This is a genomic window from Actinoplanes sp. NBRC 101535, from assembly GCF_030269225.1.
Lineage (GTDB): Bacteria > Actinomycetota > Actinomycetes > Mycobacteriales > Micromonosporaceae > Actinoplanes > Actinoplanes rectilineatus.
In genome coordinates this window covers 289,011-314,213 of sequence record NZ_BSSY01000001.1, presented here as the reverse complement: position 1 = coordinate 314,213, position 25,203 = coordinate 289,011, and the positions used below count along the sequence as shown (strand labels likewise).

The 25,203-nt window shown below is 71.7% G+C and carries 25 protein-coding genes; 16 read left to right on the top strand and 9 right to left on the bottom strand.

Translation table 11 applies throughout. The annotated features are described in order from the left end of the window. Positions 1 to 312 precede the first annotated feature (312 nt). The 3 genes from QSK32_RS01385 to QSK32_RS01375 all read left to right on the top strand — a co-directional run bounded on the left by QSK32_RS01385 (position 313) and on the right by QSK32_RS01375 (position 2,409). Entirely contained in the window at positions 313 to 588 is a 276-nt protein-coding gene (locus QSK32_RS01385; protein ID WP_045744149.1) for a hypothetical protein, read from the top strand. Between the two features lie 646 nt (positions 589 to 1,234). After that, a complete protein-coding gene (locus QSK32_RS01380; RefSeq protein ID WP_045744150.1) occupies positions 1,235 to 2,059 on the top strand; it encodes an aldo/keto reductase in 825 nt (274 codons plus the stop codon). Between the two features lie 83 nt (positions 2,060 to 2,142). Further along, positions 2,143 to 2,409 (top strand): YggT family protein, encoded by a 267-nt coding sequence (locus QSK32_RS01375; RefSeq protein WP_045744151.1) that lies wholly within the window; start codon positions 2,143 to 2,145, stop codon positions 2,407 to 2,409. A 43-nt stretch (positions 2,410 to 2,452) separates the two neighbouring features. On the opposite strand, the gene QSK32_RS01370 is transcribed toward QSK32_RS01375, so the two are convergent. After that, positions 2,453 to 3,427, bottom strand: coding sequence for an acetylxylan esterase (locus QSK32_RS01370; protein ID WP_045744152.1), 975 nt, complete (start codon positions 3,425 to 3,427; stop codon positions 2,453 to 2,455). A gap of 59 nt (positions 3,428 to 3,486) precedes the next feature. Between QSK32_RS01370 and recD2 the strand changes: the two genes are divergently transcribed. The 4 genes from recD2 (at position 3,487) to bla (ending at position 9,238) form a co-directional block, all read left to right on the top strand. Beyond that, positions 3,487 to 5,667, top strand: a complete 2,181-nt coding sequence (gene recD2 / locus QSK32_RS01365) for an SF1B family DNA helicase RecD2 (RefSeq protein ID WP_045744153.1) — start codon at positions 3,487 to 3,489, stop codon at positions 5,665 to 5,667. A gap of 165 nt (positions 5,668 to 5,832) precedes the next feature. Beyond that, on the top strand, positions 5,833 to 6,498 hold the full coding sequence (locus QSK32_RS01360; RefSeq protein WP_285470997.1) for a cutinase family protein: 666 nt from the start codon (positions 5,833 to 5,835) through the stop codon (positions 6,496 to 6,498). 198 nt (positions 6,499 to 6,696) lie between these two features. Beyond that, positions 6,697 to 7,335: a DUF4360 domain-containing protein gene (locus tag QSK32_RS01355; RefSeq protein WP_045744154.1), complete on the top strand. Its 639-nt coding sequence runs from the start codon at positions 6,697 to 6,699 to the stop codon at positions 7,333 to 7,335. A gap of 955 nt (positions 7,336 to 8,290) precedes the next feature. Further along, complete coding sequence (bla, locus tag QSK32_RS01350) at positions 8,291 to 9,238, top strand: class A beta-lactamase (RefSeq protein ID WP_285470996.1); 948 nt, start codon at positions 8,291 to 8,293, stop codon at positions 9,236 to 9,238. 10 nt (positions 9,239 to 9,248) lie between these two features. On the opposite strand, the gene QSK32_RS01345 is transcribed toward bla, so the two are convergent. From QSK32_RS01345 to dhaK, 6 genes are all read right to left on the bottom strand, one after another. After that, positions 9,249 to 9,458 (bottom strand): hypothetical protein, encoded by a 210-nt coding sequence (locus tag QSK32_RS01345; RefSeq protein ID WP_285470995.1) that lies wholly within the window; start codon positions 9,456 to 9,458, stop codon positions 9,249 to 9,251. Positions 9,459 to 9,603: 145 nt separating this feature from the next. Further along, positions 9,604 to 10,935 carry a YibE/F family protein gene (locus tag QSK32_RS01340; RefSeq protein WP_045744156.1) on the bottom strand — a complete coding sequence of 444 codons (1,332 nt, stop codon included), beginning with the start codon at positions 10,933 to 10,935 and terminating at the stop codon, positions 9,604 to 9,606. A gap of 61 nt (positions 10,936 to 10,996) precedes the next feature. Beyond that, positions 10,997 to 11,659 (bottom strand): acetoacetate decarboxylase family protein, encoded by a 663-nt coding sequence (locus QSK32_RS01335; protein WP_285470994.1) that lies wholly within the window; start codon positions 11,657 to 11,659, stop codon positions 10,997 to 10,999. Positions 11,660 to 11,698: 39 nt separating this feature from the next. Next, entirely contained in the window at positions 11,699 to 13,267 is a 1,569-nt protein-coding gene (locus QSK32_RS01330; protein WP_045744158.1) for a methyl-accepting chemotaxis protein, read from the bottom strand. 63 nt (positions 13,268 to 13,330) lie between these two features. Further along, a complete protein-coding gene (gene dhaL / locus QSK32_RS01325) occupies positions 13,331 to 13,957 on the bottom strand; it encodes a dihydroxyacetone kinase subunit DhaL (protein ID WP_045744159.1) in 627 nt (208 codons plus the stop codon). Continuing rightward, complete coding sequence (dhaK, locus tag QSK32_RS01320) at positions 13,957 to 14,949, bottom strand: dihydroxyacetone kinase subunit DhaK (RefSeq protein WP_285470993.1); 993 nt, start codon at positions 14,947 to 14,949, stop codon at positions 13,957 to 13,959. Before dhaK ends, dhaL begins: the two co-directional genes overlap by 1 nt. Positions 14,950 to 15,032: 83 nt before the next feature. On the opposite strand from dhaK, the gene dhaM reads away from it, so the two are divergent. The 3 genes from dhaM (at position 15,033) to QSK32_RS01305 (ending at position 17,165) form a co-directional block, all read left to right on the top strand. Continuing rightward, positions 15,033 to 15,419, top strand: coding sequence for a dihydroxyacetone kinase phosphoryl donor subunit DhaM (gene dhaM, locus QSK32_RS01315; protein WP_045744161.1), 387 nt, complete (start codon positions 15,033 to 15,035; stop codon positions 15,417 to 15,419). Continuing rightward, a complete protein-coding gene (locus tag QSK32_RS01310) occupies positions 15,403 to 15,663 on the top strand; it encodes an HPr family phosphocarrier protein (RefSeq protein WP_045744162.1) in 261 nt (86 codons plus the stop codon). Before dhaM ends, QSK32_RS01310 begins: the two co-directional genes overlap by 17 nt. Positions 15,664 to 15,800: 137 nt before the next feature. Continuing rightward, a complete protein-coding gene (locus QSK32_RS01305; protein ID WP_285470992.1) occupies positions 15,801 to 17,165 on the top strand; it encodes a glycoside hydrolase family 10 protein in 1,365 nt (454 codons plus the stop codon). Positions 17,166 to 17,345: 180 nt separating this feature from the next. On the opposite strand, the gene QSK32_RS01300 is transcribed toward QSK32_RS01305, so the two are convergent. Continuing rightward, complete coding sequence (locus QSK32_RS01300) at positions 17,346 to 17,720, bottom strand: hypothetical protein (protein WP_157411188.1); 375 nt, start codon at positions 17,718 to 17,720, stop codon at positions 17,346 to 17,348. Between the two features lie 142 nt (positions 17,721 to 17,862). Between QSK32_RS01300 and QSK32_RS01295 the strand changes: the two genes are divergently transcribed. From QSK32_RS01295 to QSK32_RS01270, 6 genes are read left to right on the top strand one after another with little or no spacing between them, the layout of a single operon-like run. After that, positions 17,863 to 18,570 carry a vWA domain-containing protein gene (locus QSK32_RS01295; RefSeq protein WP_045744165.1) on the top strand — a complete coding sequence of 236 codons (708 nt, stop codon included), beginning with the start codon at positions 17,863 to 17,865 and terminating at the stop codon, positions 18,568 to 18,570. Then, positions 18,570 to 19,694, top strand: coding sequence for a protein phosphatase 2C domain-containing protein (locus tag QSK32_RS01290; protein ID WP_285470991.1), 1,125 nt, complete (start codon positions 18,570 to 18,572; stop codon positions 19,692 to 19,694). Before QSK32_RS01295 ends, QSK32_RS01290 begins: the two co-directional genes overlap by 1 nt. Next, complete coding sequence (locus QSK32_RS01285) at positions 19,691 to 20,665, top strand: protein kinase family protein (protein ID WP_285470990.1); 975 nt, start codon at positions 19,691 to 19,693, stop codon at positions 20,663 to 20,665. Before QSK32_RS01290 ends, QSK32_RS01285 begins: the two co-directional genes overlap by 4 nt. After that, a complete protein-coding gene (locus QSK32_RS01280; RefSeq protein ID WP_285470989.1) occupies positions 20,646 to 21,167 on the top strand; it encodes a hypothetical protein in 522 nt (173 codons plus the stop codon). Before QSK32_RS01285 ends, QSK32_RS01280 begins: the two co-directional genes overlap by 20 nt. Then, positions 21,164 to 22,582 carry a hypothetical protein gene (locus QSK32_RS01275; protein WP_285470988.1) on the top strand — a complete coding sequence of 473 codons (1,419 nt, stop codon included), beginning with the start codon at positions 21,164 to 21,166 and terminating at the stop codon, positions 22,580 to 22,582. The genes QSK32_RS01280 and QSK32_RS01275 overlap by 4 nt, the downstream gene beginning before the upstream one ends. Then, entirely contained in the window at positions 22,579 to 23,925 is a 1,347-nt protein-coding gene (locus tag QSK32_RS01270; RefSeq protein ID WP_285470987.1) for a DUF4407 domain-containing protein, read from the top strand. The genes QSK32_RS01275 and QSK32_RS01270 overlap by 4 nt, the downstream gene beginning before the upstream one ends. On the opposite strand, the gene QSK32_RS01265 is transcribed toward QSK32_RS01270, so the two are convergent. Beyond that, a complete protein-coding gene (locus QSK32_RS01265) occupies positions 23,926 to 25,203 on the bottom strand; it encodes an acetyl-CoA C-acetyltransferase (RefSeq protein ID WP_045744206.1) in 1,278 nt (425 codons plus the stop codon).

The following is a 25,203-nucleotide window of genomic DNA, read 5'->3' as shown; positions in this document are numbered from 1 at the left end:
TTTCCGTGCGGTAAACGCCCGTCCGAGAGGCTTGCGTTAAATGCACGCTCATCAATAATGAGCGCCATGAATCGAGCCGAGGCGATACCGGTCGACGGATCCCGGAGCACGACCGAGCCCCCCGCCGACTCGCCACCGGCGCCACCCCCACCATCCCCTGATCCACCCCTTGGCCAGCACAGACCCGTCCCGCCGGCCGGCCCGCCACACTCCGGAGCCGGCCGGGCGGGCGGATCGCCCGGACCGGGCGGGCACGCGCTCCGGCTGCGGGCGCCGGCACCGGGTGGTTCCGGAGCCGAGCCGGGCGACCAGATGCTGAGAATCCGGCCACCGGCCCCGAATAGGCACAGTCACACCGCATCACGCATTCCGGGAGCGAACGCCGGACAAACGCCGGACCCGTTCACCGACCCGGAGCACCGGCCGGAGACGGCGACCGGCACCGGCCGCAGCGACGGCAACGGCGGCAGCAGCGACGGCAACGGCAACAACGACGGCAACAACGACGGGGAACCGTCCACCGCTGTGGTGCGCACACCACCGCTACGGCGCGGAGCCGCCACCACACGCAGGCTGGTGGGGCTGTGAGCGAGCGGCCGACCGCGACGGCCCTCCGCACGCCGGCGCGGACCACATGCGACAGCCCGCACCCCGGGAGAACCGTGGGACACACGCGGCGCAGGGCCCGCCCCCGGTTCGCGGCCCTCGGCCCGGCCGCCCTCGCCATCGTGCACGAGAAGGCCGCCGGGCGCGGGACGGTTCGCCGGACGGAAACAACCTCGCAACACCGGGACACCCGGCCGCACCGGGACACCTCGTCACGCCGGGACACCTCGTCACACCGAGATACCCCGGCACACCGGGACACCCCGCCACTTCGGGACACAGTGGCGGAGCGGAACGCGGAGAGCCGGTGTCACCACGGGCAGGCTCAGCCCCGTACCAGAGAAGAGAGCCGGCGGCGAACCGCGGACCGCAACCCCCTGATGTCCCCGGGACACCCGGCCCGCCCACCACCTGGCGCCCGGCCCCGGCCGGGCGCCACACGACGGAAGAATGACGGACAGTTCCGACCCGCCCACCCCGGAAGGGGTCGGAGTTCGCTGTGCGGGCTGGATTCATCACGTTCGGTGCTGATCCCCCATCTCTCGGGGTAGATGTAGATACGTCCGCACACCGACGCCCGGCCGGGTGGCCCGGTGTGCCCGCATCGCTCCGAGGAGACCGACACGCCATGGCCGAAACGCCACGTATCACTCTCAACAACGGCGTCACCATCCCGCAGATCGGCTTCGGCGTCTACCAGATCCCCGAGGCGGAGACCGCTGAGGCGGTGACCGCCGCACTCGAAGCCGGGTACCGCAGCATCGACACGGCAGCGATCTACCACAACGAGGCGGGGGTGGGTGCCGCCCTGAAGGCGGCCGGCATCCCCCGCGACGAGCTCTTCCTCACCACCAAGGTCTGGAACGCCGATCAGGGGTACGACGAGACCCTGCGCGCCTTCGACGCCAGCGTGGCCCGGCTCGGGGTGGACACCCTCGACCTGTACCTGATCCACTGGCCGACCCCGAAGCACGGCAGGTACCTGGACACCTGGCGGGCCCTGGAGGAGTTGCAGAACACCGGGCGGACCCGGGCGATCGGCGTCTCGAACTTCCTGCCCGAGCACCTGCGGGCGATCGCCGACCGGGGTGGCGTGATCCCGGCGGTGAACCAGATCGAGCTGCACCCGCACCTGCAGCAGCGGGCCGCCCAGGAGGCCAACGCCGAGTTGGGCGTGGTCACCGAGGCGTGGAGCCCGTTGGCGCAGGCGGCGGTGCTGAACGAGGACGTGGTGTCGTCGATCGCCGGGCAGCACGGCCGGTCGCCGGCACAGGTGGTGCTGCGCTGGCATGTGCAGCAGGGGCGGGTGGTGATTCCGAAATCGGTCACACCGGACCGGATCCGGGAGAACCTGAGGATCTTCGACTTCGAGCTGTCCGGGGACGAACTGGCAGCGATCGACGCGCTGGAGCGCGATGGGCGTACCGGTCCGCATCCGGACCACTTCAATTAGTAGTGATCGTCTCAGCAGGGCTACAGCAACCGCACAGGATGCGGCCCCATAGTTGAGACACGTCACCGCTCCAGGAGGATCCGATGTTCTACCTCATAGATCTGGCTTTGCTGCTCGTCCAGTTGCTGCTGGTCGCCCGCATGGTGCTGGACTGGAGCGTGACCCTGGCCGGGCCGGCCATGCCGGGTTCGTTCCGCTCCCGGGCGCTGAGCGGTGTCTACTCGGTCACCGAGCCGATGCTGGCACCGATCCGTAAGGTGCTGCCGCCGCTGCGGGTCGGCGGCTTCGCGATCGACCTGGCGTTCATCGTCCTGTTCCTCGGCATCGGGATCATCCGGACGATCATCTGAGTCCTGTGACGGGCCGGCCTCTGCCGAGGCCGGCCCGATCTTTTCAGGACAACCGGTCCTCGACGAACTCCAGGGCCGCGATGTCGAAGAAGCCCCGGCCACCCTCGTGGCCGTCCCACTCGTAGACCTCGATCTGCTTCGGTGCGGCGACCGCGTTGTACGCCGCGAAGACCGTCGACGGCGGGCAGACCGCGTCCATCAGGGCCACCGAGACGATCGTCGGGGCGGTGATCCGCTTGGCGAAGTGGACGACGTCGATGTGATCGAGCGTTTCCAGGGTCTCCCGCGCCAGATGCGGATTGGCCCGCAGGAACTGGGTCACCTCACCGAACGGGTGGCTGTCGGTGATCGTGATCGCCCGGCGGATGTCACAGAGGAACGGGACCCCGGACACCACCGCGGACACCAGATCCGGCACCAGACCGGCGGCTGCCAGCGACAACCCGCCGCCCTGGCTCTTGCCGGTGACGACCAGACGCGAGGCGTCCACTCCCGGCAACTCCGCCGCGACCTCCACCGCCCGCGCCGCGTCGGTGAACAGCCGCCGGTAGTAGTACGTCTCCGGCGACCGCACACCGCGGGTCATGAACCCCGGCGAGGACGGTCCGCCGCCCGACTCGTCCGGGTCCGGGGTGTCCCCCGACCGCCACGAGCCGCCCTGTCCGCGGGTGTCCATCACCAGGTGGGCGTACCCGGCGCTGGCCCAGGTCAGCCAGTCGATCGGCAGGCCACGGCCACCGCCGTAACCGATGAACTCGACCACGACCGGCAGCGGGCCGGACGCCGAGGCCGGACGGTTCAGCCAGGCCTTGACCGGCTGGCCGGCGTACCCGCTGAAGGTCACGTCGTAGGTGGTGATGCCGCGCAACGGCGTGACCACCTCGGTCACCTTCGCCGCGGTGGCGGCCCGGCGTGCCGCGGCGAGGGTGCCGGTCCAGAAGTCGCCGAACCCGTCGGGCTCGACGCCGGCCGACCGGTACGTGCGCAGCTCGGGAAGCGGAAGGTCAAAGAGCGCCATACCCGATCACGCTAGGCCCTGCCGCGCCGTCATTCCAGACCTCGCGAGACGATGGCTGTGTGCCCGGACGACCACAGAAGGACCCGCACGTTCTGGAAGCGGTGCTGGAACGCCTGACCTATGTGAACGAGGAGACCGGGTACACCGTCGCCCGGGTCGCCACCGGCCGCGGCGACGACCTGCTCACCGTGGTCGGCGCGCTGCTCGGGGCCCAGCCCGGCGAGAGCCTGCGGCTGTCCGGCTGGTGGTCGTCGCATCCGCAGTACGGGCGGCAGTTCGAGGTGATCTCGTACACCACGATCCTGCCCGCGACGGTGCAGGGCATCCGGCGTTACCTGGGATCGGGACTGGTCAAGGGGATCGGCCCGGTCTTCGCCGAGAGGATCGTGGACCACTTCGGACTGGACACCCTGGACATCATCGAGGACGCCCCGGACCGGCTGATCGAGGTCGCCGGCCTGGGCCCGAAACGTACCGCGAAGATCACCGCGGCCTGGGCCGAGCAGAAGGCGATCAAGGAGGTGATGGTCTTCCTCCAGGGGGTGGGCGTGTCCACCTCGATCGCGGTCCGGATCTACAAGAAGTACGGCGACGCCAGCATCTCGGTGGTGCGCAACGAACCGTACAAGCTGGCCTCGGACGTCTGGGGAATCGGTTTCAAGACCGCGGACACCATCGCGCAGGCGGTCGGCATCCCGCACGACAGTCCCCAACGGGTGAAAGCCGGTCTGCAGTACACCCTGTCGCAGGCCACCGACAACGGGCACTGTTTCCTGCCGGCCGACGACCTGATCGCCGAGGCCGCCAAGATCCTCGATGTTCCCGGCGGACTGGTGCCGTCGTGCCTGGCTTCGCTGGTCGAGGAGGAGGGCGTGATCCGCGAGGACGACGCCGTCTACCTGGTGCCGTTCCACCGTGCTGAATTGTCGCTCTCCAGCAGCTTGTTGAAACTTCTGTCCGATGAATCGGACAGGATGCCGCACTTCCACGACGTCGACTGGGCCAAAGCCCTCGCCTGGCTCCACCAGCGAACCGGCAACTCGCTCGCCGAAGGTCAAGAAGAGGCCGTCAAACTCGCCCTCACCAGGAAGGTCGCCGTCCTGACCGGCGGCCCCGGCTGCGGCAAGAGCTTCACCGTCCGCTCGATCGTCGAACTCGCCGCCGCCAAGAAAGCGAAGATCCAGCTCGTCGCCCCGACCGGCCGTGCCGCCAAACGCCTCGCCGAACTCACCGGACACCCCGCCGCCACCGTGCACCGGCTGCTCAAACTCCAGCCCGGCGGCGACGCCACCTATGACCGGGACAACCCGCTCGACGCCGATCTGCTGGTCGTCGACGAGGCCAGCATGCTCGACCTGATCCTGGCGAACAAGCTGGTCAAGGCGATCCCGCCGGGCGCGCACCTGCTGCTGGTCGGTGACGTCGACCAGCTGCCGTCGGTGGGCGCCGGTGAGGTGCTGCGCGACCTGCTGGCCGCCGACGCGATCCCCCGGGTCCGGCTCACCCAGATCTTCCGGCAGGCCGCGGAGAGCGGCGTGGTCACCAACGCACACCGGGTCAACCGGGGCCGGCCGCCGCTGCTCGACGGCATGCAGGACTTCTTCCTGTTCGCCAGCGACGACACCGAGGCGACCGCCGGCCTCACCGTGGACGTCGCGTGCACCCGCATCCCCCGCAAGTTCGGCCTCGACCCACGCCGGGACGTGCAGATCCTCGCCCCGATGCACCGCGGGCCGGCCGGGGCCGGAGCGCTCAACACCCTGCTCCAGCAGCAGCTCACCCCCGGCCGGGAGGGCCTGCCGGAGAAACGGTTCGGCGGCCGGGTGTTCCGGGTCGGCGACAAGGTCACCCAGATCCGCAACAACTACGACAAGGGCGCCGCGGGGGTCTTCAACGGGACGGTGGGCGTGGTGACGGCACTGTCGCCGGAGGAGCAGACGCTCACCGTGCGTACCGACGAGGACGAGATCATCGACTACGACTTCGACGAGCTCGACGAACTGGTACACGCCTATGCGATCACCATTCACCGGTCGCAGGGCTCGGAGTACCCCGCCGTGGTCATCCCGATCACCACCAGCGCGTGGATGATGCTGCAGCGCAACCTGCTCTACACCGCGATCACCCGGGCCAAACGATTGGTCGTGCTGGTGGGGTCGCGCCGGGCCCTCGCCGCCGCGGTGCGCACGGTCGGTGCGGGGAGACGCCACACCACGCTCACGCAGCGCCTTTCCCTCTAGGGGTACGCGGATAAGCGTCCACTTATGCACCATTGCTGCCCGCCTCGCCGGATCGGGACCGGCGTATCGATCGGGATACCCGTCCGGGTGAACCACCGATCCGTGGCGCCGAGTTTTTGCGTACCGAGTGCAAGAACTGTCGGTCATCCACGGAAGGACGTCCAGATGCGCAAGCGCAAGATGGCTACCCTGGTGGCGGCGGGTGCGGTGACGGTCGGCGGCCTCGCGGTCGCCCCGCTCACCTTCGCCGCCGAGGCACCCCGCAACGAATGCGCCGACGTACAACTCCTCGGCGCCCGGGGCACCACCGAACGCCCCGGCTTCGGGGTACTGATCGGGCCGCTCGCCGACCGGATCGTGAGCGACCTGCCGCAGACCGTGCGCGCCACCCCGGTCGACTACCCGGCGAACTTCAACTACAACGCCAGCGTCCGCCAGGGCGTCACCGACCTGACCGAGAAGATGGAGGACACCGCGGCGGCCTGTCCACAGACGACGTTCGTCCTCGCCGGGTACTCCCAGGGCGCCGACGTGGTCGGTGACGCGATCACCGGCGAACTCTCCGACGAACTGGTCGGAAAGATCTCGTCGGTGATCCTGTTCGGCGACCCGACCTTCACCGCCGGCGAGGACTTCAACGTGACCGACGGCAACCGGTCGGGCATCTTCGCCCGGCGGGCCGGCAGCCTCGACGCGGTCGCCGACCGGACCCGGTCGTTCTGCAACCGCAACGACCGGTTCTGCCAGGGCGGCACCAGTCTCGCCGCGCACCTGGACTACAACAAGTTCATCCAGCAGGCGACCGACTTCGCCGCGGAGAACGCCGGATAGCACATATCCTCGTGAGCTGGGCGGCCATTCGGGAAATCAGACCGAATGGCCGCCTTTGCGCAACGGGAGTACGGCTGTTTCCGGCACCCGTCACACCGGTTGCCCGGATCGCTAGGGTGAGTCGTGGAAATGATTGTTCTTTTCGAAGAGTATTCACATCCACAAAAGCGATTCACGAGAAACACGGGGGTAATTCTCATGTTGCGTGCACTGACCACCGGCGCGGCCCTTCTGTCCACTCTGGCGATGTCCGCACCGGTCCAGGCGGCCCCGGCCGACCCGACACCGAACGAGATGATGATCATCGACGTGGTGTCCGCGAACGGCTCCGGCTGCCCGGACAACACCGCCCAGATCACGGTCTCGCCGGACAACCGGGCCTTCACCGTGACCTACTCGGAGTACACGGCCCAGGTCGGCCCGGGCGCCAAACCGCTCGACTTCCGCAAGAACTGCCAACTCGCCCTGGACATCAAGGTGCCGTCCGGATTCACGTTCGCCATCGCCAGCGCCGACTACCGTGGATTCGCCAGTCTGCAGCGCGGCTCATACGGGCAGTCGGCCGCCAACTACTACTTCCAGGGCCATTCCCAGAGCACCCGGATCGCGCACGACTTCCGCGGCCCGATGGAGCGGAACTGGCAGCACACCGACAGCGTCGGGATCACCAGCCTGAGTTACCTGAACTGCGGCGAACGCCGTTTCCTGAACATCAACACGGAATTGCGGGTCAACCGCGGTTCATCGGACACCCGCAGCGAGCTGAGCTTCCTTTCGATGGACGCCACCGACGCCGCCATCAACACCCTTTACCGGGTCGCCTGGAAGAAGTGCTGACCACTCGCGAAAAGGTGGCCGGCGCGGGCCGGCCACCGGCGGGCACCCTGTCGACGTCACTCCCCCTTAGGTTGATCATGATTTTGACCGTCGACTTCGCTGCGGCAGCCATCACGTCTCTTCACGTCTGCCGAGCGCCGTCTCCGGTCGCGTCTCCGGTCGCCGTCTCCGAGCGCCGTCTCCGGTCACCTCGCGCGTCGGCGCCGTTGAAGTCACTCGCGGCCTCCCCCGGGGCCGTCGCCGAGATCGGAAGAGGTCGAGTGGTGTTCCGGCCACCCCCGGCCGTCGGTCCACCCCGGCCGTCGGTCATCCCAGCCGTCGGTCATCCCAGCCGTCGGTCATCCCAGCCGTTGGCCACCCCCGGCCGTCGGTCATGGTCCGTCCGCGAGTCGAGAGCGACCGTGGTCGACGGCTGGGTCACCCGAGCCGTCACCCACGGCTGATTCCCGCCCACCCGAACAACCGCAGTCGACGGCCCGACCAGCACAGCCGTCGACAACGGTCCACCCGCGAACCGACAACGACCACGGACGACGGCCGGGACACCCCGAGCCGTCACCCACAGCTGATTCCCGCCCACCCGAACAACCGCAGTCGACGGCCCGACCAGCACAGCCGTCGACAACGGTCCACCCGCGAACCGACAACGACCACGGACGACGGCCGGCGATTGCGCGATGCCACTCAGCTTACGTTGACCTTGGATGCGACCCCGCGCTGCGACAGGCGGCTGAGCTGCCCTGATGTGACTGCCACTGTCAACGGCCGACGAGGCGCCGCGGCGAAGTGGATCGCATGGCTACTGGCGACGGCGTTGATCAAATTAAGCTGAGCGGCATCGGGCGCCCTGTTCCGGGGCCTCCTTCTGTCGCGGCCGGTGGGCGCCCCTCGTTCAACGACGGCCGGTGATCGCCCTCGTTTTGACGACGACCGGTGATCGTCAGATGCTCGGGGCATGCGCCACGCCGTCCTGCTCCCCGCTCTGGCCCTCGCCCTCCCACTCGCTGCGGCCGGATGTGCCACCCCGGACTCCCCGTCCGAACCGGCGCCGGTCGTGTCCGGTCGGGACTTCACGGCCCCGTCCGCCGGAGTCCCGGTCACGGCAAGCCCGGTCACGGCAAGCCCGGTCACTGTCGATCTCGGTACGGTGGAGGAACGCTACGGGGCCCGCCTCGGCGTCTACGCCGTGGACACCGGCACCGGCCGGGTCGTCACCCATCGGGCGGACGAGCGTTTCGCCCACGCCTCCACGTTCAAGGCGCTGCAGGCCGGGGTGGTGCTGCGAATCGCCTCGGACGCCGACCTGGACCGGGTGGTCACGTACCGGAAGCGGGATCTGCTGGCCCACGCTCCGATCACCGAGAAGCATGTGGCCACCGGCATGACGGTGCGGGACCTGCTCGACGCGTCCCTGCGGTACAGCGACAACACCGCCGCGAACCTGCTCTTCGCCACGATCGACGGCCCGGACGGCCTGGAACGGGAACTCCGCGCTCTCGGCGACACCACCACCAGCGTCGACCGGATCGAACCGGACCTGAACGAGGCCGCGCCCGGCGACACCCGGGACACCAGCACCGCCCGGGCCCTCGCCGCCGACCTGCAGAGCCTGCTGCTCGGCGACGCCCTGACCCCCGACCGCCGGCGGCTGTTGGACGGGTGGATGCGGGCCAACACGACCGGCGGGCCGTACATCCGGGCGGGCCTCCCGGACGGCTGGACGGCGGCCGACAAGACCGGGGCGGGCGGGTACGGGACCCGCAACGACATCGCCGTCCTCCACCCGCCGGCCGGCAGCCCGATCGTTCTGGCCGTCCTCTCCCGCCGTACCGCCGAGAACGCCGGCTCCGCCGACGCCCTGATCGCCGAAACCACTAAGTCGGTGCTGGCCGCTCTCGCCTGAGTGCCGTCTCTCAGATCATCGTTGAGGGGCCGTCGGCGGCACCCGGGCGACGACGAAAGCCCCGTTCTTCACCCGGCCGCGGGCTCCGGCCGATCTCCGCCAGGAAGACGCGGGCCGGCTCTGCCGGGTAGAGGCGGGCCAGGTCGAGGCGGGCCAGGTCGAGGCGGGCCAGGTCGAGGCGGGCCAGGTCGAGGCGGGCCGGGTCGCGTCCGCTGAGCACTCAGAAGAACAGCGGCCCGATCAGCAGTGCGGTCGCGGTCGGCGTCCGGGGCGATCCGCTCCCACCTGGTCCGCGACCGGGGCTGGAACCGCCGCGACGAGCTCACCAAAGACCGGCATGGACTGATGCATGTATCGAAGCAGCGTCAGCGGTCGCGGTCGACGAAGGCCGCCCACGGGTCCTCGGTGGGCGGTCTGCGGCCGTTCCCCTCGGCGGCCGGTGTGACCTCGGCCGAGGAGGCGTCATCCGCCGCGATGCCACCGGTGGCGGGGGCGTCGGCGGCGGTGCTGGCGGCGGCCGGGAGGGGCTCGCGGGACGCCACGAAGGCGGCCAGGGCCGTGGTGATCGGGACCGCGGCGACCAGGCCGATCGTGCCGACCGCACTCCGGACCAGTTCCTGGGCGATCATCTGGGAGGTGAGGAGTTCGCCGACCGGGGTGTTGCCCGCCGCGAAGAGCAACATCAACGGCAGGGAGGCGCCCGCGTACGCCAGCACGATCGTATTGATCACCGAGGCGATGTGGGCGCGGCCGATCCGGGTCGCCGCACCGTAGAGGCGGCGGAAACCGTACGCCGGATTGGCGATGGCGAGTTCGGTGACCGTCGCCGACTGGGTGACCGTCACGTCGTCGAGCACCCCCAGTGAGCCGATCACGATGCCGGCCAGCAGCAGGCCGCGCATGTTCACCTCGGACTGGGTGATGGTCAGGTAGTTCGAGGTCTCGTCCGCCACCCCGGAGAGGGTCACCGCCCCGGTGGCCACCTCGGCCAGCACCGTCGTGATCGCCAGGCTGGCCAGGGTGCCGGCGACCGCGATGTGTGTGGTGGTGCTGAGGCCGTGTGTCAGGTACAGCACGATCAGCATGATCGCGGCGGAGCCGACCACCGCCACCATGATCGGCGACCGGCCGTCCAGGATCGCCGGGACGATGAAGAAGAGCAGGATGACGAAGGTTACCGCCAGCCCGGCCAGCGCGGTCAGCCCCCGCCATCGGCCGAACGCCACCACCGCCAGGGCGAACGCGGCGCCGAGCAGCCACAGTTCGCGGGACCGTTCGTGGTCGGAGATCGAGTACTGGTAGCCGCCGTCGTCGCTCTCCAGGGCCAGCATGGTCACCTCGTCGCCGGCCTCGACCTCCGGCGCGCCCGGGCCGCTCGGGACGTCGGTGGTGATCTCTTTGCCGTCGTCGACGCCGCTGGTGACCCGGACGGTGACCGTGCCGCAGTTCTCCTCCGGGGTGTCGCCTTCGGGCACCGGGGCGCACTCCTGCGCCACGACCCGGACGACCTCGCCGGTGACCCGCAGCGGACCGTCGCCCTCGGTGGCCTGCGGGGTGTCGTGCGGCCAGAGCAGCAGCATGCCCAGCGCGGTGAGCAGCACCGCCGGGATCAGCAGGAACAGTGTGAGCCGGCGGGCGTGTGGGAGGACCGGCGACCGGCCCGGGGCATGGTGATGGTGGTCGTGGCCGGCGGTCATGGTGCTCCTCGGTCGCGGTCGGCGGCGGTCTGTCCTGCCGAACCGTACCCGCGGGCCCTGTTCAGGGGGTGAAGCGCTCCCGGGCGGCGGCGCGCTCCCGGGCGGTCCGGCCGAACACCAGATAGAAGTCGGTGACCGCGAGGGTCAGTACGGGACGCCGTCCGGCCAGGTAGCCGAGGGGCCCGGCCGGATCGGGACGCCACGCCGCTTTCCCCGTACGCAATCCGGCACGGCCTCGCACCGGTGTGCGCCGGACCTGACCGCCGAGCGCCTGGGCGACGGAGAAGGCCACCGGGACCCGGCCGGGCAGCTGCCGCCCGAGCCGGACCGTCGCGGAGCCGATGGGCGCGGACGCGGCGGAGGCGAAGGCGGACACCGCCGCCGCCGAGGAGGAGATCTGCAGCTCGGCCATCTCCTTGGGGATGCCCCACAGTCGCCGGCCGCCCTCCCGGGAGGCCATGCTGTCCACCCAGATGTCGGTGATGCTGACCCGGGGCCGGCCGCGCTCGTGGACCAGCACGGCGCTGAGGAGTTCCCGGTAATGCAGAACGCCGCCGGGTTCGTAGTGAACCCAGGCGGCGCCGACGGCGGCCCGGCCCGCGACGGTCACCGGGGAGACCGTCGCGTTCAGGACCGCGGGCAGCGCGGGGAGCGCCGCCCGGGGGACCAGGAAGATCGAGAGGTACATCTGACCGCGCAGATGCCAAGGCTCAGGCGGGTACATGCCTTCACCTTGACATCCACAAGCGTCGTTACGCCAGGCTCAGTAGCGGAAGCGGGAGACCACCGCCTGCAGCTGGGCCGCCGTCGTGGTCAGCTCCTCGGCCGCGTGCCGGGTGTCGCCGACGGTGTCGGTGGTCCGGCGGGCCGCCTGGTTGAGGCCGGTGATCGTCTTCTGGATCTCGCCGGCGCCGACCGCGGCCGTGGAGAGGGTCCGGTTCATCTCCTGCGTGGTCGCGGTCTGCTCCTCCACCGCGGAGGCGATGGTCAGCTGCAGGCTGTTGATCCGCTCGATGATCGCCGAGATCTCGCCGATCGCGGTGACCGCGCCGGAGGTGTCCGCCTGGATGGTCTGCACCCGCTGCGAGATGTCCTCGGTCGCCTTCGCCGTCTCCTGGGCCAGGTCCTTGACCTCGCCGGCGACGACCGCGAAGCCCTTGCCCACCTCGCCGGCCCGGGCCGCCTCGATGGTCGCGTTGAGGGCGAGCAGGTTGGTCTGCTCGGCGATGCTGGTGATCACCTTGACCACGGTGGCGATCTCCTCGGACGAGGAGCCGAGCCGGGCCACGATCTCGTTGGTCGCCGAGGCCACCTGCACGGCCTGGGCGGCCACCTCGGTCGCCGCGGCGGTCGAGGCGCTGATGTCGCGGATCGCCGAGCCCATCTCCTGCGAGCCGGCCGAGACCACCTGCAGGTTGTTGTTGACCACCTCGGCCGCCTGCGCGACGTTGCCGGCCTGCTGCGACGAGTCGTTGGCGGCCGAGTCGACGGCCACCGCGACCGAGCTGAGCTGCCCGGCCGCCGACTGGACCGTGCTGACGTTGCCGGCGAGTCGCACGACGTCCTCGCGGAGCCGGGCGATGCCGCGGTCCAGGGAGGCGGCCATCCGGCCGATCTCGTCCTGGGTGCGGACCCCGGAGGTGCGGGTCAGGTCGCCTTCGGCGAGCCCCTCGGCCAGCCGGGACACCCCGTGCACCGTGTCGCCGACGACCTTCGCCACCCGCCAGCTCAGCGCCAGGCTGAGCAGCACACCGGCCAGGAGCAGACCACCGATCAGGTACGCGGCCTGCCGTCCCGCCGCATCCGCGTCCTTGATGTTCTGGTCGGAGATCGCGGTGGCGCTCTCCTGCAGGGCGGTCTGGTCGGCGGTGAGCGCGTCGTGCAGCGCGACGTAGTCGGTCAGCGCCTGGGTCAGCTCCGCCGCGCTCGCGCCGGTCCGGTCGGTGGCCACCAGCTCGGTGAAGCTCGCCCAGTGCTTCTTCGCCCCGGCCACCGTCGCGTCGCCCGGCAGGGTGGTGCCCAGCGAGGCGAGGGCCGCGTCGACGGCCTTCTCGTTCTGCGTCATCAGCTTCTTGAGGTCGGATGCCAGGTCCGGGTACAGCTTGATCGAGTTCGAGTTGCCGACGTACGACTCGATGTTCTTGCTGAACGAGCCCACCGCCTGTTCGATCGCCATCGTCTGGCGCTGGGCCTGAGCCGCATCGCTGTTCAGGCGGAAGACCGTGGAGATCGCCACCGTGCCGACGATCGCTCCGCTGACGGCCGCCGTGAGCGCCGCAGCACCGATCTTCGTCCGCAGAGAGCGGTTGTCGAACAACCCACCCAGACCCATATGTTCGCCCCTCAGATCATCCGTACGACTCGGCGGGATGAATCGGCACCGGGGTGGCGTGGTTTAGCCCTCGGCGACCCCGGCCAGAGCCCGGAAGATCAACGCGGTCGAGGTGGCGCCCGGATCCTGGTGTCCGACGCTGCGTTCGCCCAGATAGGATGCGCGTCCCTTGCGTGCCGTCATCGCGGTGGTGGCCGCCGCGCCCTCCTCCGCGGCCCGGGCCGCGGCCGCGGTCGCCTGCGCCAGACCGGATCCGGCGGCCACCGCGGCGGCGAAGGCCTCCAGCGCCGGGGCGTACGCGTCCACGATGGTCTTGTCCCCCGGCGCGGCCCCGCCCAGTGCGCGCACCGCGTCGAGTCCCGCGTGCAGGCCGGTCAGGAGTTCTTCGGGTGTCACCGTGGTGCCGGACGGGAGCGCCTTGCCGAGGGCCCGCAGGGCGGAGCCGTACAGCGGGCCGGACGCGCCGCCCACCTTCGAGATCAGCGTCGAGCCGGCCTTGACCAGCACCTCGGCGACGGTTGCCGGTGGGGTGCCGTCCAGTCCGGAGATGACCGCGGCGAAACCCCGGGTCAGGTTCACCCCGTGGTCGCCGTCGCCGATCGCGGCGTCCAGGCGGGTCAGGCGGTCGGCTTCGGCGGTGACGGCACCGGCCGTGGCGCGCAGCCAGGCGCAGGCGAGGGCGACGTCCATCAGGCACCCCACCGCAGGCCGGGGGTGTTCACCGGGGCGTCCCAGAGCCGCAGCATCTCGTCGTCCACGGCGGTCAGGGTGATCGACAGGCCGGCCATGTCCAGGCTGGTCACGTAGTTGCCGACCAGCCGGCGGGCAATCGTCACGCCCCGGTCGGCCAGGACCGCGGCGACCTCGCCGTAGACCAGGTAAAGCTCGATCAGCGGGGTCGCCCCGAGGCCGTTGACCAGCACGATCACCCGGTCCGGGAACTCCTTCGCGTCCAGGATGGCGTCCAGGGCGTCGTGCACCAGTGCCCGTGCGGGCCGCAGCTTCTCCCGGCGGCGCCCCGGTTCGCCGTGGATTCCGACCCCGGCCTCGATCTCGTCGTCCGGCAGGTCGAATCCGGGACGGCCGGCGGCGGGGGTGGTTCCGGCGCTCAGCGCGTACGCGAAAGAGGCCGAAGCGGCATTGACCGCGCGTCCGACCGCCGCCACCGCGGCCAGGTCCGCGCCCTCGGCGGCACGGGCGCCGGCGATCTTCTCCACCAGCAGGGTGGCGCCGGTGCCGCGGCGCCCGGCCGTCCAGGTCGAGTCCCGCACCGCCACGTCGTCGTCGACCAGCACGGTCTCGACGGCGATCCCCTCGTCGGCGGCGAGTTCCGCGGCGAGCTGGAAGTTCATCACGTCGCCGGTGTAGTTCTTGACCACGTGCACCACGCCCGCGCCGCCGTCGACCGCCCGGGTGGCCGCGATGATCTGGTCCGGCACCGGCGAGGTGAAGATCTCGCCGGGGCAGGCCGCGTCGAGCATGCCGGGGCCGACGAATCCGCCGTGCAGGGGCTCGTGCCCGGAGCCGCCGCCGGAGACCAGCGCGACCTGTCCCGCCCGCGGCGCGCCGGCCCGGGTGATGAACCGTTCGGTCAGGTCGACGCGCAGTTCGGGATGGGCGGCGGCGAGCCCGGTCAGCGCCTCGGCGACCACGTCGGCGGGGTCATTGATGAACTTCTTCACAGTCGGCGCCTCTCCTTCTCGTGGAGCATGCTTTCCCTGCAGCATGGTCGCGCCGGGCGATCAGGCCAATACCATTGCGTGGCATGGCGCTCGTTGGGATCGTTCTGGTGTCGCACAGCCCCCGTCTCGCGGAGGGTGTCGGTGATCTGCTCGCGCAGGTCGCGACCGATGAGGTGCGCGTGGAGCCGGCCGGAGGCACCGACGACGGTGGTCTCGGGACCAGTTCGTCGTTGATCGCCGCCGCGGTCCGGCGTGCGGAGACCGGGGCCGGGGTGGTGATCCTCGCCGATCTGGGCAGTGCGGTGCTGACCACCCGCACGGTTCTGGAGGATCTGCCGCCCGGCCCGGTGCTGGTGGACGCGCCGTTCGTGGAGGGCGCGGTCGCCGCGGCGGTGCTGGCCTCCACCGGCGCGGATCTCGAGACGGTCGCCGCGGCCGCGAGGGAGGCCCGCGATGTCGGCAAGTTCTGAGATCCCGGTGGTGCTGCCGGCCGCGTTGCACGCCCGTCCGGCCGGGGAGGTGGTCCGGGCCGCGGCCCGCTTCCAGGCTCTTCTGGAGGTACGCCACGGTGAGCGTTCCGCCGACGCCCGCAGCGCTCTGCGGCTGATGGCGCTGGGCGCGCTCGCCGGGACGACGGTCGTCGTGCACGCCACCGGCGACGACGCGGCCGCTGCCGCCGCGGCGGTGGCCGCCGTGCTGTCCGCCGCCTCCTGATCCGGGTCCGAAACTTTCGGTGCCGCTGAGCTGGGACGATCATGACTGAACCGGTTGAGGTTTCCGGAACATGTCGGTAGCGTTTCGACAAACGTCGATGGCCTGTCGGCGCTTCCAGACCCCCGCTGGAGAACCTCATGACCCGTCCCCGCACCGTGTTCGCCGCGCTGGCCTCCGGGCTGGTCGCGGCGGGCACGTTCGCCGCCCTCACCCCCACCGCCGACGCGGCCACCACCCTCGGCGCGGCCGCCGCCGCACAGGGCCGCTACTTCGGCACCGCGGTCGCCGCCTACAAACTGTCCGACACGGTCTACGCCGGGATCCTCGACCGCGAGTTCACCTCGGTCACACCGGAGAACGAGATGAAGTGGGACGCCACCGAGCCGTCCCAGGGCACGTTCAGCTACACCTCGGCCGACACGATCGTGAACCGGGCGATCGCCAACGGCCAGAAGATCCGTGGACACGCTCTGGCCTGGCACTCGCAGCAGCCGGCCTGGGCGCAGAACCTGAGCGGCACCGCGCTGCGCAACGCCATGGTCAACCACGTCAACCAGGTCGCCACCCACTACCGCGGCAAGATCGACTCGTGGGACGTGGTCAACGAGGCGTTCGCCGACGGCTCGACCGGCGCCCGCCGCGACTCCAACCTGCAACGGACCGGCAACGACTGGATCGAGGTGGCGTTCCGCACCGCGCGGGCCGCCGACCCGGCCGCGAAACTCTGCTACAACGACTACAACACCGACGGCCAGAACGCGAAGAGCAACGCGGTGTACGCGCTGGTCCAGGACTTCAAGGCCCGCGGCGTGCCGATCGACTGCGTCGGCTTCCAGTCGCACTTCAACGCGGCGTCCCCGCTGCCCGCGGACTACCAGGCCAACCTGCAGCGCTTCGCGAACCTGGGCGTCGACGTGCAGATCACCGAACTCGACATCGAGGGCTCCGGCACCGCACAGGCGGACAGCTTCGCGGCGGTGACCCGCGCCTGCCTCGCGGTGACCCGCTGCAACGGCATCACCGTCTGGGGCATCCGGGACACCGATTCGTGGCGAGCCAGCGGCACCCCCCTGCTCTTCGACGGCAACGGGAACCCGAAGGCGGCGTACACCGCGGTCCTGAACGCCCTGGGCGGCACGGTCACCCCGTCGTCGCCGCCGGTCTCGTCGCCGCCGGTCACATCACCGACCCCGTCCACCTCGGTGCCGGCCGGCGCCTGCTCGGCGACGGTCTCGGTGAACGCCTGGACCGGCGGTTTCGTCGCCACGGTGAAGGTGACCGCGGGCACCGCCGCGATCACCGGCTGGCGGGTCGCGGCGACGCTGCCCGGCGGGAGCGCCGTGACGAGCACCTGGAACGCGACGGCCGCCGGCACGAGCGGCACGGTGACGTTCACGAACGCCTCCTACAACGGGCGGCTCACGGCGGGCGGCAGCACCGAGTTCGGCTTCCAGGGCACCGGCACCGCACCCGGCACCACCCCCACCTGCACCCCCGCCTGACCCCTCACGTGGTGGAGCCTCCGGGCACCGGCGCACCCTGCCCGGTGCCCGGAGTTCCCTGGTGAAGCCGGTGACGTGCACCGGCACCCAGGCCCGGCAGCGGACCTGCGACGCCGCAGCGGCAGATCGTGCCAGGAACCTGAGATCACCGCAGCGGCAGATCGCGTCGGGAACCTGAGATCACCGCACCCGGGCCTGTTCGGGTGCCGGGCGTGGGGCGGGAATCTCGGCCGGGCCGCCCAGCAGCAGCTGCCAGAGCCGGGCCGCCTCCGGACCGCGGATGCCGAACCCGCGGATGAACAGGTCCAGCGTGGACGCGCTGAGCCGGTCCTGGGCGAGCGCCCGCCGCACCCGGTCGCGCAGTCCACGATGGTGAGCGCCGTCGGGACTGTCCCGCTCCGCGGTCCGGGCCAGCACCTTCGCCACCGCGCTGAAATGGATCTCCGCGGGCCCCTCCCGGTCGACCATCCGCAGCCAGACATGCCGGTACGGACCCGTCAGCAGGTCACGCAGATGGGACGCACAGATCGACTGCCGTCCCGGTTCGTCGGTCACCGCCACCCGTTCCCCTGATGCGTGTGCGCCATAGCTGCGCCAGACCGTTTCTACGGTTGACGTTCAATCAACGAGCGCATCCACGAAGGGTTTCGTGCCCGTCCATGACCATCACGACCTCGCCCGCCGAGGAGCTTCCGCCGTGCCCGACAAGGGAATCCTTCTGCCGTTCTACCTGGTCGTCGATGTCTCGTACTCGATGTCCGGCCACCGGATCGACCAGGCGAACCTGATACTTCCGGCGGTCGCCGACGCCCTCGCCCAGGCCCCGATCCTGTCGGACAAGGTCCGTTTCGGCGTGCTCGACTTCTCCGACGACGCGCAGGTGGTGCTGCCGCTCTCCGACATGGCCGGCGAGGACGTGCTGCCGAAACTGACCGTGCGCGGCGGCACCGACTTCGGCGCCGCGTTCCGGACCCTGCGCGAGCGGATCCAGCAGGACGTGGGCCAGTTGCGCGCGGACGGTTTCAAGGTGCACCGGCCGGCCGTGTTCTTCCTCAGCGACGGCGAGCCGCGCCACGGCTGGGAGGCCGACTTCACCGCGCTGACCGCGTACGACCGGACCACCCGCACCGGTTTCCAGTGGTATCCGGTGGTGGTGCCGTGCGGGGTCGGCGACGCCGGGCGGGACACGATGCGCCGGCTGGTGCACCCGTACGGCAAGAGCAAGCTGTACATGATGAGCAACGGCGCCGACGCGGCCGAGGCGATCAAGGCGATGGCCGAGGTGCTGATCTCGTCGGTGCTGGCCTCCGGGCAGAGCGCGGTCGACGGCGAGTCCGGGTTCGTCCTGCCCGACGCGAGCCGGCTGCCGTCCGGCATCGACGTCGACGACGACTGGCTGGACTGATGGCCGACCTCAGCGTGTCACGGCCCGGCCCGTGGGACTCCCCGCCCCGCCACGCGGCATCCGAGCCGCCCCGGCATGCGGCACCCGGTCCCGGCGCGACGGGCGAGAAGGCCGGGCAGAGCGTCGAGCCGGCCGAGACGGCCGAGATCTGGCCGGTGCTGCTCCCCGACAAGCACCGGCCCGCCGACCCGGACGCGTCACGCCCGCCCTCGACGATCGGCGACCCCGGACGGGCACACGCCGAGGTGCGCCCCCGCCTGCGCGCCGACCCGTCGCAGCCACCGGACACGGTGAGCGACCACGGCACGGCCGGCGCGCTGGACGTGCGGGCGGCGAGCGTCCGCGGCCTGTCGCACCGCGAATCCGGTGCACCCCGGCAGGACGCGTACGGCCTGGCCGTCACCGCCGACGAGCGGTTCCTGATCGTGGCCGTCGCCGACGGCGTCTCGGCCGGACCGCTGTCGCACGTGGCCGCCTCGTTCGTGGCCCGGCGCGGCCCCCGCGACGTCGCCCGGCGGCTGGACTCCGGTGTCGCGCCGGGGAGCCTGCCCTGGCCGGAGATCTTCACCGCGCTGGCCGGGACCATCATCGCCGAGGGCGCCCGCAGCCTGTGCCGTGCCGAACCCGCCCGGTACGCCGCGACCGCCCCGTCCGAGGAGGAGGTCGCCGCGGCGATGGCCACCACGGCGACGTTCCTCGTGTGCCCGGTCGGACCGGCGCTCGGTGCGGTCCGGGAGGTGCAGGTCGCGTGGCTCGGCGACTCGCCGGTCTGGGCGCTGGACCCGGCCGGTGGCTGGCACAACCTGTCCGCGATCAAGGGGTTCGGTGAGGAGGTCGGCTCGTCCGGTGTGGTCGCGCTCCCGCAGGTCCCCCGGGACCCGGCCGACCTGCCGCACGCCTGCTGCCCGGTGCCGGACGACTGGACGCTGCTGGTGATGACCGACGGCACCGGCGACCCGCTCGGCCCGGGGCAGGGTGAGGTGGCGGCCCGGCTGGCCGGCTGGTGGCGGCGCCCGCCCCCGCCGCTGCTCTTCACCGAGCAGGTCGGTTTCGGCAGGCGCAGTTACGACGACGACCGGACGGTGGTCGCGGTCTGGCCGTCCGGCGCGCGGGACCCCGGGTGAACACGGTCGTCGACGCCTCGGTGCTCGGACCGATGAGCACGCTGAGTTCCGGGGCGAACGGGGTGATCCGCCGGCTCGAGGCGTTCCGGCTTCCGGGCGTACCCGGAGATCTGGTCTTCAAGGAGTACCGGCCGGCCGGACCGGCCGTGTCGCTCGGTGGCCTGGTGAAGCTGGTCGGTGTCCGGCAGCGGATGGTGGCGCAGCGCCGGGCCGCCCTGGACGAGCTGGCGGCGTGGCCGCTGCACGTGGTGACCGGCACGGCCGGGCAGGCGGCGGGGGTGCTGATGCGGCTGATCCCGGACGACTACTTCGAGGAGATGACGCTGCCGTCCGGCGCCCGCAAACGGGTGGCCCGGGAGGTGCAGCACCTGATCGCCGACCCGGCGCGGGCCCGCCGGCACCGGGTGGACGTACCGGCCGACGGCGACCTGACGACCCGGCTGCGGATCTGCGAGCGGTTCGCGTTCGCCTTGTCGCTGCTGCACGGCGCGCGGATCGTCTACGGGGACGTCTCCACCCGCAACGTGCTGTACCGGCTGCGGCCGTACCCGTCGGTGTTCCTGGTGGACTGCGACGCGACCCGGATGAGCGGCAGTTCCGCGGTGAACCGGCAGCTGCACAGCCCGGACTGGAACCCGCCGGAGACCGGTGGGCAGAGCGCCGCCACCGACCGCTACAAGCTCGGCCTCTTCGTGCTGCGCTGTCTGCTCCCCGGCCCCGGTGCGTCGCTGAACCGGGACTGGCAGACCGCCGCGGGGGTGCTCGACCCGGGTGGCCTCGCGCTGCTGCGGCTGTCCCTGGACGGCGCGCCGCAGGGCCGTCCCGCGGCCCGGACCTGGCTGTTCCACCTGCGCGGCCTGCTCGGCTACCGGCCGATGCCGGCGCTGCCCGGCACCGTCCCGGGGCCGCCCGGCGACGGGTCACGCGAGACGGGATGGAGGCGCGGCCCGGATGGCTGGATTCCCGCCTGACCCGCGGGCCCGTCCGGTTCCGGCGTCCGCGTTCCGCCTGGTCGTGTTCGCGTTCGACGGCACGCTGACGGCCGTCCCGGCGATCCGGCGGCAGGCGTCCGACGCGGCCGGCGCCGTGATGGCCCGGCTCGCCGCCGGTCCGGGTGGCACCGACCACCGGTACGCCGCCGTCGTCGCCGGCGAACACGAGATCCGGCTGATCCCGGTCGGCACACCCGTCCCGTGGGACCTGCGCGCGGCCGGCCCGGGACGGCCGGACCCGGACGGTGTCACCGTCGCGCTGGCCGGGCTGGCCGCCGAGTTCCTGGCCACGGTCCCGGCCGGCCTGCCCGGCAGCGTCGACGTGCTGGCCCTGGTCGCGCCGGGCGGGCGACCGGAGTGCCCGGACGACCTGCGGATCGGGTTGACCGCCGCGGAACCCGGCGACGACCTGGCCGAATGCTGGTGGACGGGGCTCGCCGGGCTGCGTGCCGGGCGACGGCGGATCGAGCTGCTGGGGTGAACGCACTCACCACCCGGTACGCCCGGGTCCGGTCCGTGCGCACCAGCCGGGGTGTGGGACTACCCGGACCGGGCGCGACGCTCGGTTTCCGGTTCCGGCCGGCCGGTCTCGGCACCTACCAGTACGAGCTGGAGACCGTGGACGGCGCGACGGCCCCGCCGCTGCTGGTCGGCTTCCCGGTGCCCGGTGACCGCTCCGGCGACCACGTCGAGGACCTGCACCGGGCGCTGGACGGCCGGACCGGGCCGCTGCCGGCGGGGTTCGCGGCCGCCGCGGTCTGGCACGGTGAGGTGGACCTGCCGGACGGGCGGACCCGCTCGGTGATGCTGGCGCCCGACCCGTACGCGGACGGCTTCCGCACCCTGCACGACACGCTGCTCGACGGGATGCCGCCGCGGATCCGGCTCGAACTGGCGTACGCGGTGGCCGGCGCCGTCCGGGACCTGCACGACGCGGGCGCGGCGTTCGGCGGGCTGAACGCGTCCACCGTGCTGCTGCGGGTCACCGACCGCGGGGTGCGGATCGCCGAGACCGAATCGGTGACGGTGCGGCCCGGCCGGTCCCCGCTGGCCGCCGGGGTGGCCGCCGGTCATCTGGCGCCCGAGGCGTACGACGGTCTCGGCGAGCACCCGGAGGCGATCACCGCGTACGCCGACCGGTGGTCGCTCGCCGTGACGGTCCATCTGCTGCTGACGGGCTTTCACCCGTACCATTTCCTCGCCGATCTGAGCCCGCGCACCATCGACGAGTATCTCGCCGCGCACACCTGGCCCCAGCACCGCCTGGCGGCTTTCGCCCCGTTCGCCGTCGCCTACTCGGCGGCGCTGCAGGCCCTGCCCGGCGACCTGGTCACCCTGTTCGCCCGGGCCTTCCAGCAGGGCCGCGACGATCCACGGGCCCGGCCGGCGGCGGCCGAGTGGCTCGCCGTGCTGGCCTCCTGGATCGGGCAGCCGGCGATCGTCGCCCTGCACGCCGACCGGGGCTGTGTGCTCGCCGGCGACACCGTCACGGTCTCCTGGCAGACCCGGTTCGCCCACCGGATCCTGATCGACGGCCGGGAGTCCGGCGCCGCCGCGGGAAGTGTCGAGGTGGTCGTGGACCGGCCCCGCCGGGTGCTGCTGCGCGCGATCGGCCCGTGCGGCGCGATCGAGGCCGCGACCGGCCGCATCGAGGTGGTCCGGGTGGCGCCGATGCCGATGCCCGACGTGCGGTTCCCGCTCGCGTTCACCCCCGGCGGCGGCGAGCCGGGCGACAGCCGTCTGCGGGCCGCCGCACCGCCGGTGATGCGGCACCACGCGCCGCCGCCGATGCCCGGCCGCCACGTCCCACCGGCCCGGCCCCCGTCCACCGCCCCGCCGCGCCCCACCTGCCCGGCCTTCCCCCGCCGCAGCGACCTCGAAAGGCACGATCCTTGACGTCACAACCTCTGATCTGGCTGTCCGGCGCGGACCCGGAGCTCCTCCGGGCCTGTCCGCACGGGGAGCGGGTCAAGTACGCCGGCCTCGGTGGCGCGGTGCTCACCACCTCGATGCTGAGCGCGCTCTCCTGCGGCTTCGCCCTGAACATGGCGATGGACCTGCCGATCCCGCTCTGTGTGCTGCTCGCGCTGGCCTGGGGTGCGGCGATCATGAACCTGGACCGCTGGCTGATCTCCGGGACGCAGCGGCACGCGACGCTGCGGCAGAACATGCTGCTCGCCGCGCCCCGGGTGCTGCTCGGCGTGCTGATCGGGCTGGTGGTGTCCACGCCGCTGACGCTGCGCGTGTTCCAGGACGAGATCAACGCCGAGCTGCGGGTGATGCAGCGGGAGGCGCAGGACTCGTTCGCGCGGCTGCTCGCCTCCGACGCCCGGTTCACCCGGATACCGGCGCTCAGCGAGACCGTGCAGACCATGCAGGCCGACCTGGACCGAGGGCCGGACGTGAGCGGCGACCCGGCGGTGGCGCAGGCCCGGACCGCCTACCAGGCGGCGAGCAAGGCCCACCAGGAGGCGGCCGACGCCGTGCTCTGCGAACAGGACGGCCGGTGCGGCAGCAGGCAGCGCGGCACCGGGCCGTCGTACCAGGCGAAGGTCCGGGAGCGGAACCGTCTCGCGCAGGAGAAGACCGAGAGCCGGGAGGTGCTGGCGGCGGCCGAGAAGACCGCGCACGGCACCCGGGCCGGCACCCTCACCCGGATGCGCGCCGACCTGGCCGCCACCCGGGAGACGCTGGCCGCGGCGGTCGCCGCCAAGGAGGCCGCACAGCAGGAGTTCGGCGCCTCCGAACAGGAGAACAGCGGCCTGCTCGCCCGGATGAACGCGCTGGGCCGGCTCGGCGACAAGGACCTCACCATGGGCCTGGCGCACCTGGTGCTGATCCTGTTCCTGGCCGCGTTCGAGGTACTCCCGGTGGTCTTCAAGATTCTTCTGGGGGCGGGGGTGCCGAGCGTCTACGACCGGCTGCGTGACCGCAAGGACGAACTGGTGCACGACCGGGTGGCCGGGGAGATGGGTGCGGAGGAGGACCTGGCCGCCTACGAACGGCAGGCGCGGCAGGCAGCGGAACGGGCGTCCGTCGACGCGTACGTGCAGGAGGTGGTCGAGGTGCAGCGGCAGGTGGCGTCCACGGTGATGCAGCGCTGGCGGCAGCAGCAGTTGTCCGCCGCCCGGCACGACCCGTCCCGGTTCATGGTGCCGCCCGGGGACGACGACGACACGCTGGTGCTGGGCCCGGCGCTGCCGCACGTCCCGGCCCAGCACAACCCGAACCTGCCCTGATCAGCGCTCCAGGATGGCGACCACGCCCTGGCCGCCGGCCGCGCAGATGGAGATCAGGCCGCGGCCCGAGCCCTTCTCCGCCAGCAGCTTGGCCAGGGTGGCGACGATCCGGCCGCCGGTCGCGGCGAACGGGTGGCCCGCCGCCAGCGAGGAGCCGTTGACGTTCAGCCTGGACCGGTCGATCGCGCCGAGCGGGCCGTCCAGACCGAGCCGCGTCTTGCAGAACTCGGTGGACTCCCAGGCCGCCAGGGTCGACAGCACCTGCGACGCGAACGCCTCGTGGATCTCGTAGAAGTCGAAGTCCTGCAGGGTCAGGCCGTTGCGCGCGAGCAGCCGGGGCACCGCGTAGGCGGGCGCCATCAGCAGGCCCTCGTCGCCGTGCACGTAGTCGACGGCGGCGGTCTGCGAATCGGTGAGGAACGCGAGCGGGGTGAGCGAACGCGACGCCGCCCACTCCTCGGAGGCCAGCAGGACCGTGGCGGCGCCGTCGGTCAGCGGGGTGGAGTTGCCCGCCGTCATCGTCGGCTCGTCGCTGCCGTAGACCGTCTTCAGCGACGCCAGCTTCTCCAGCGTGGTGTCGGGACGCAGGTTCTGGTCCCGGGTCAGCCCCAGGAACGGCGTCAGAAGATCGTCGAAGAAGCCTCTCTCGTACGCCGCCGCGAGCCGCTGATGTGACGTGTGGGCGAGTTCGTCCTGCTCGCCCCGGCCGATGTCCCACTTCAGCGCGGTCAGGGCCGCGTGCTCACCCATCGACAGGCCGGTCCGCGGCTCGGAGTTGCGCGGAAGCTCCGGCTGGAACGCGTGCTGGGGGCGCAGCTTGCCGGCCGCCTTGGCCCGGGCGCCGAACGAGCGGGCCCGGCCGAGTTCCAGCAGTGTGCGGCGCATCTGCTCGTTGAGCTGCAGGGGCGCGTCCGACGTGGTGTCCACGCCGCCGGCCACCCCGGCGTCGATCTGCCCGAGCGCGATCTTGTTGCCGACCAGGATCGCGGTCTCCAGCCCGGTGCCGCAGGCCTGCTGCACGTCGTAGGCCGGGGTGCGCGGGTCGAGGCGGGACCCGAGCACCACCTCACGGGTCAGGTTGAAGTCCCGCGAGTGTTTGAGGACCGCGCCCGCGGCCACCTCGCCGAGCTGCTCGCCGGCCAGGCCGAACCGCGCGACCAGGCCGTCCAGTGCCGCGGTCAGCATGTCCTGGTTCGACGCGTCGGCATAACGGCTGTTGGACCGGGCGAACGGGATCCGGTTTCCGCCGAGGATCGCCACACGGCGTGCGTCAGGCAC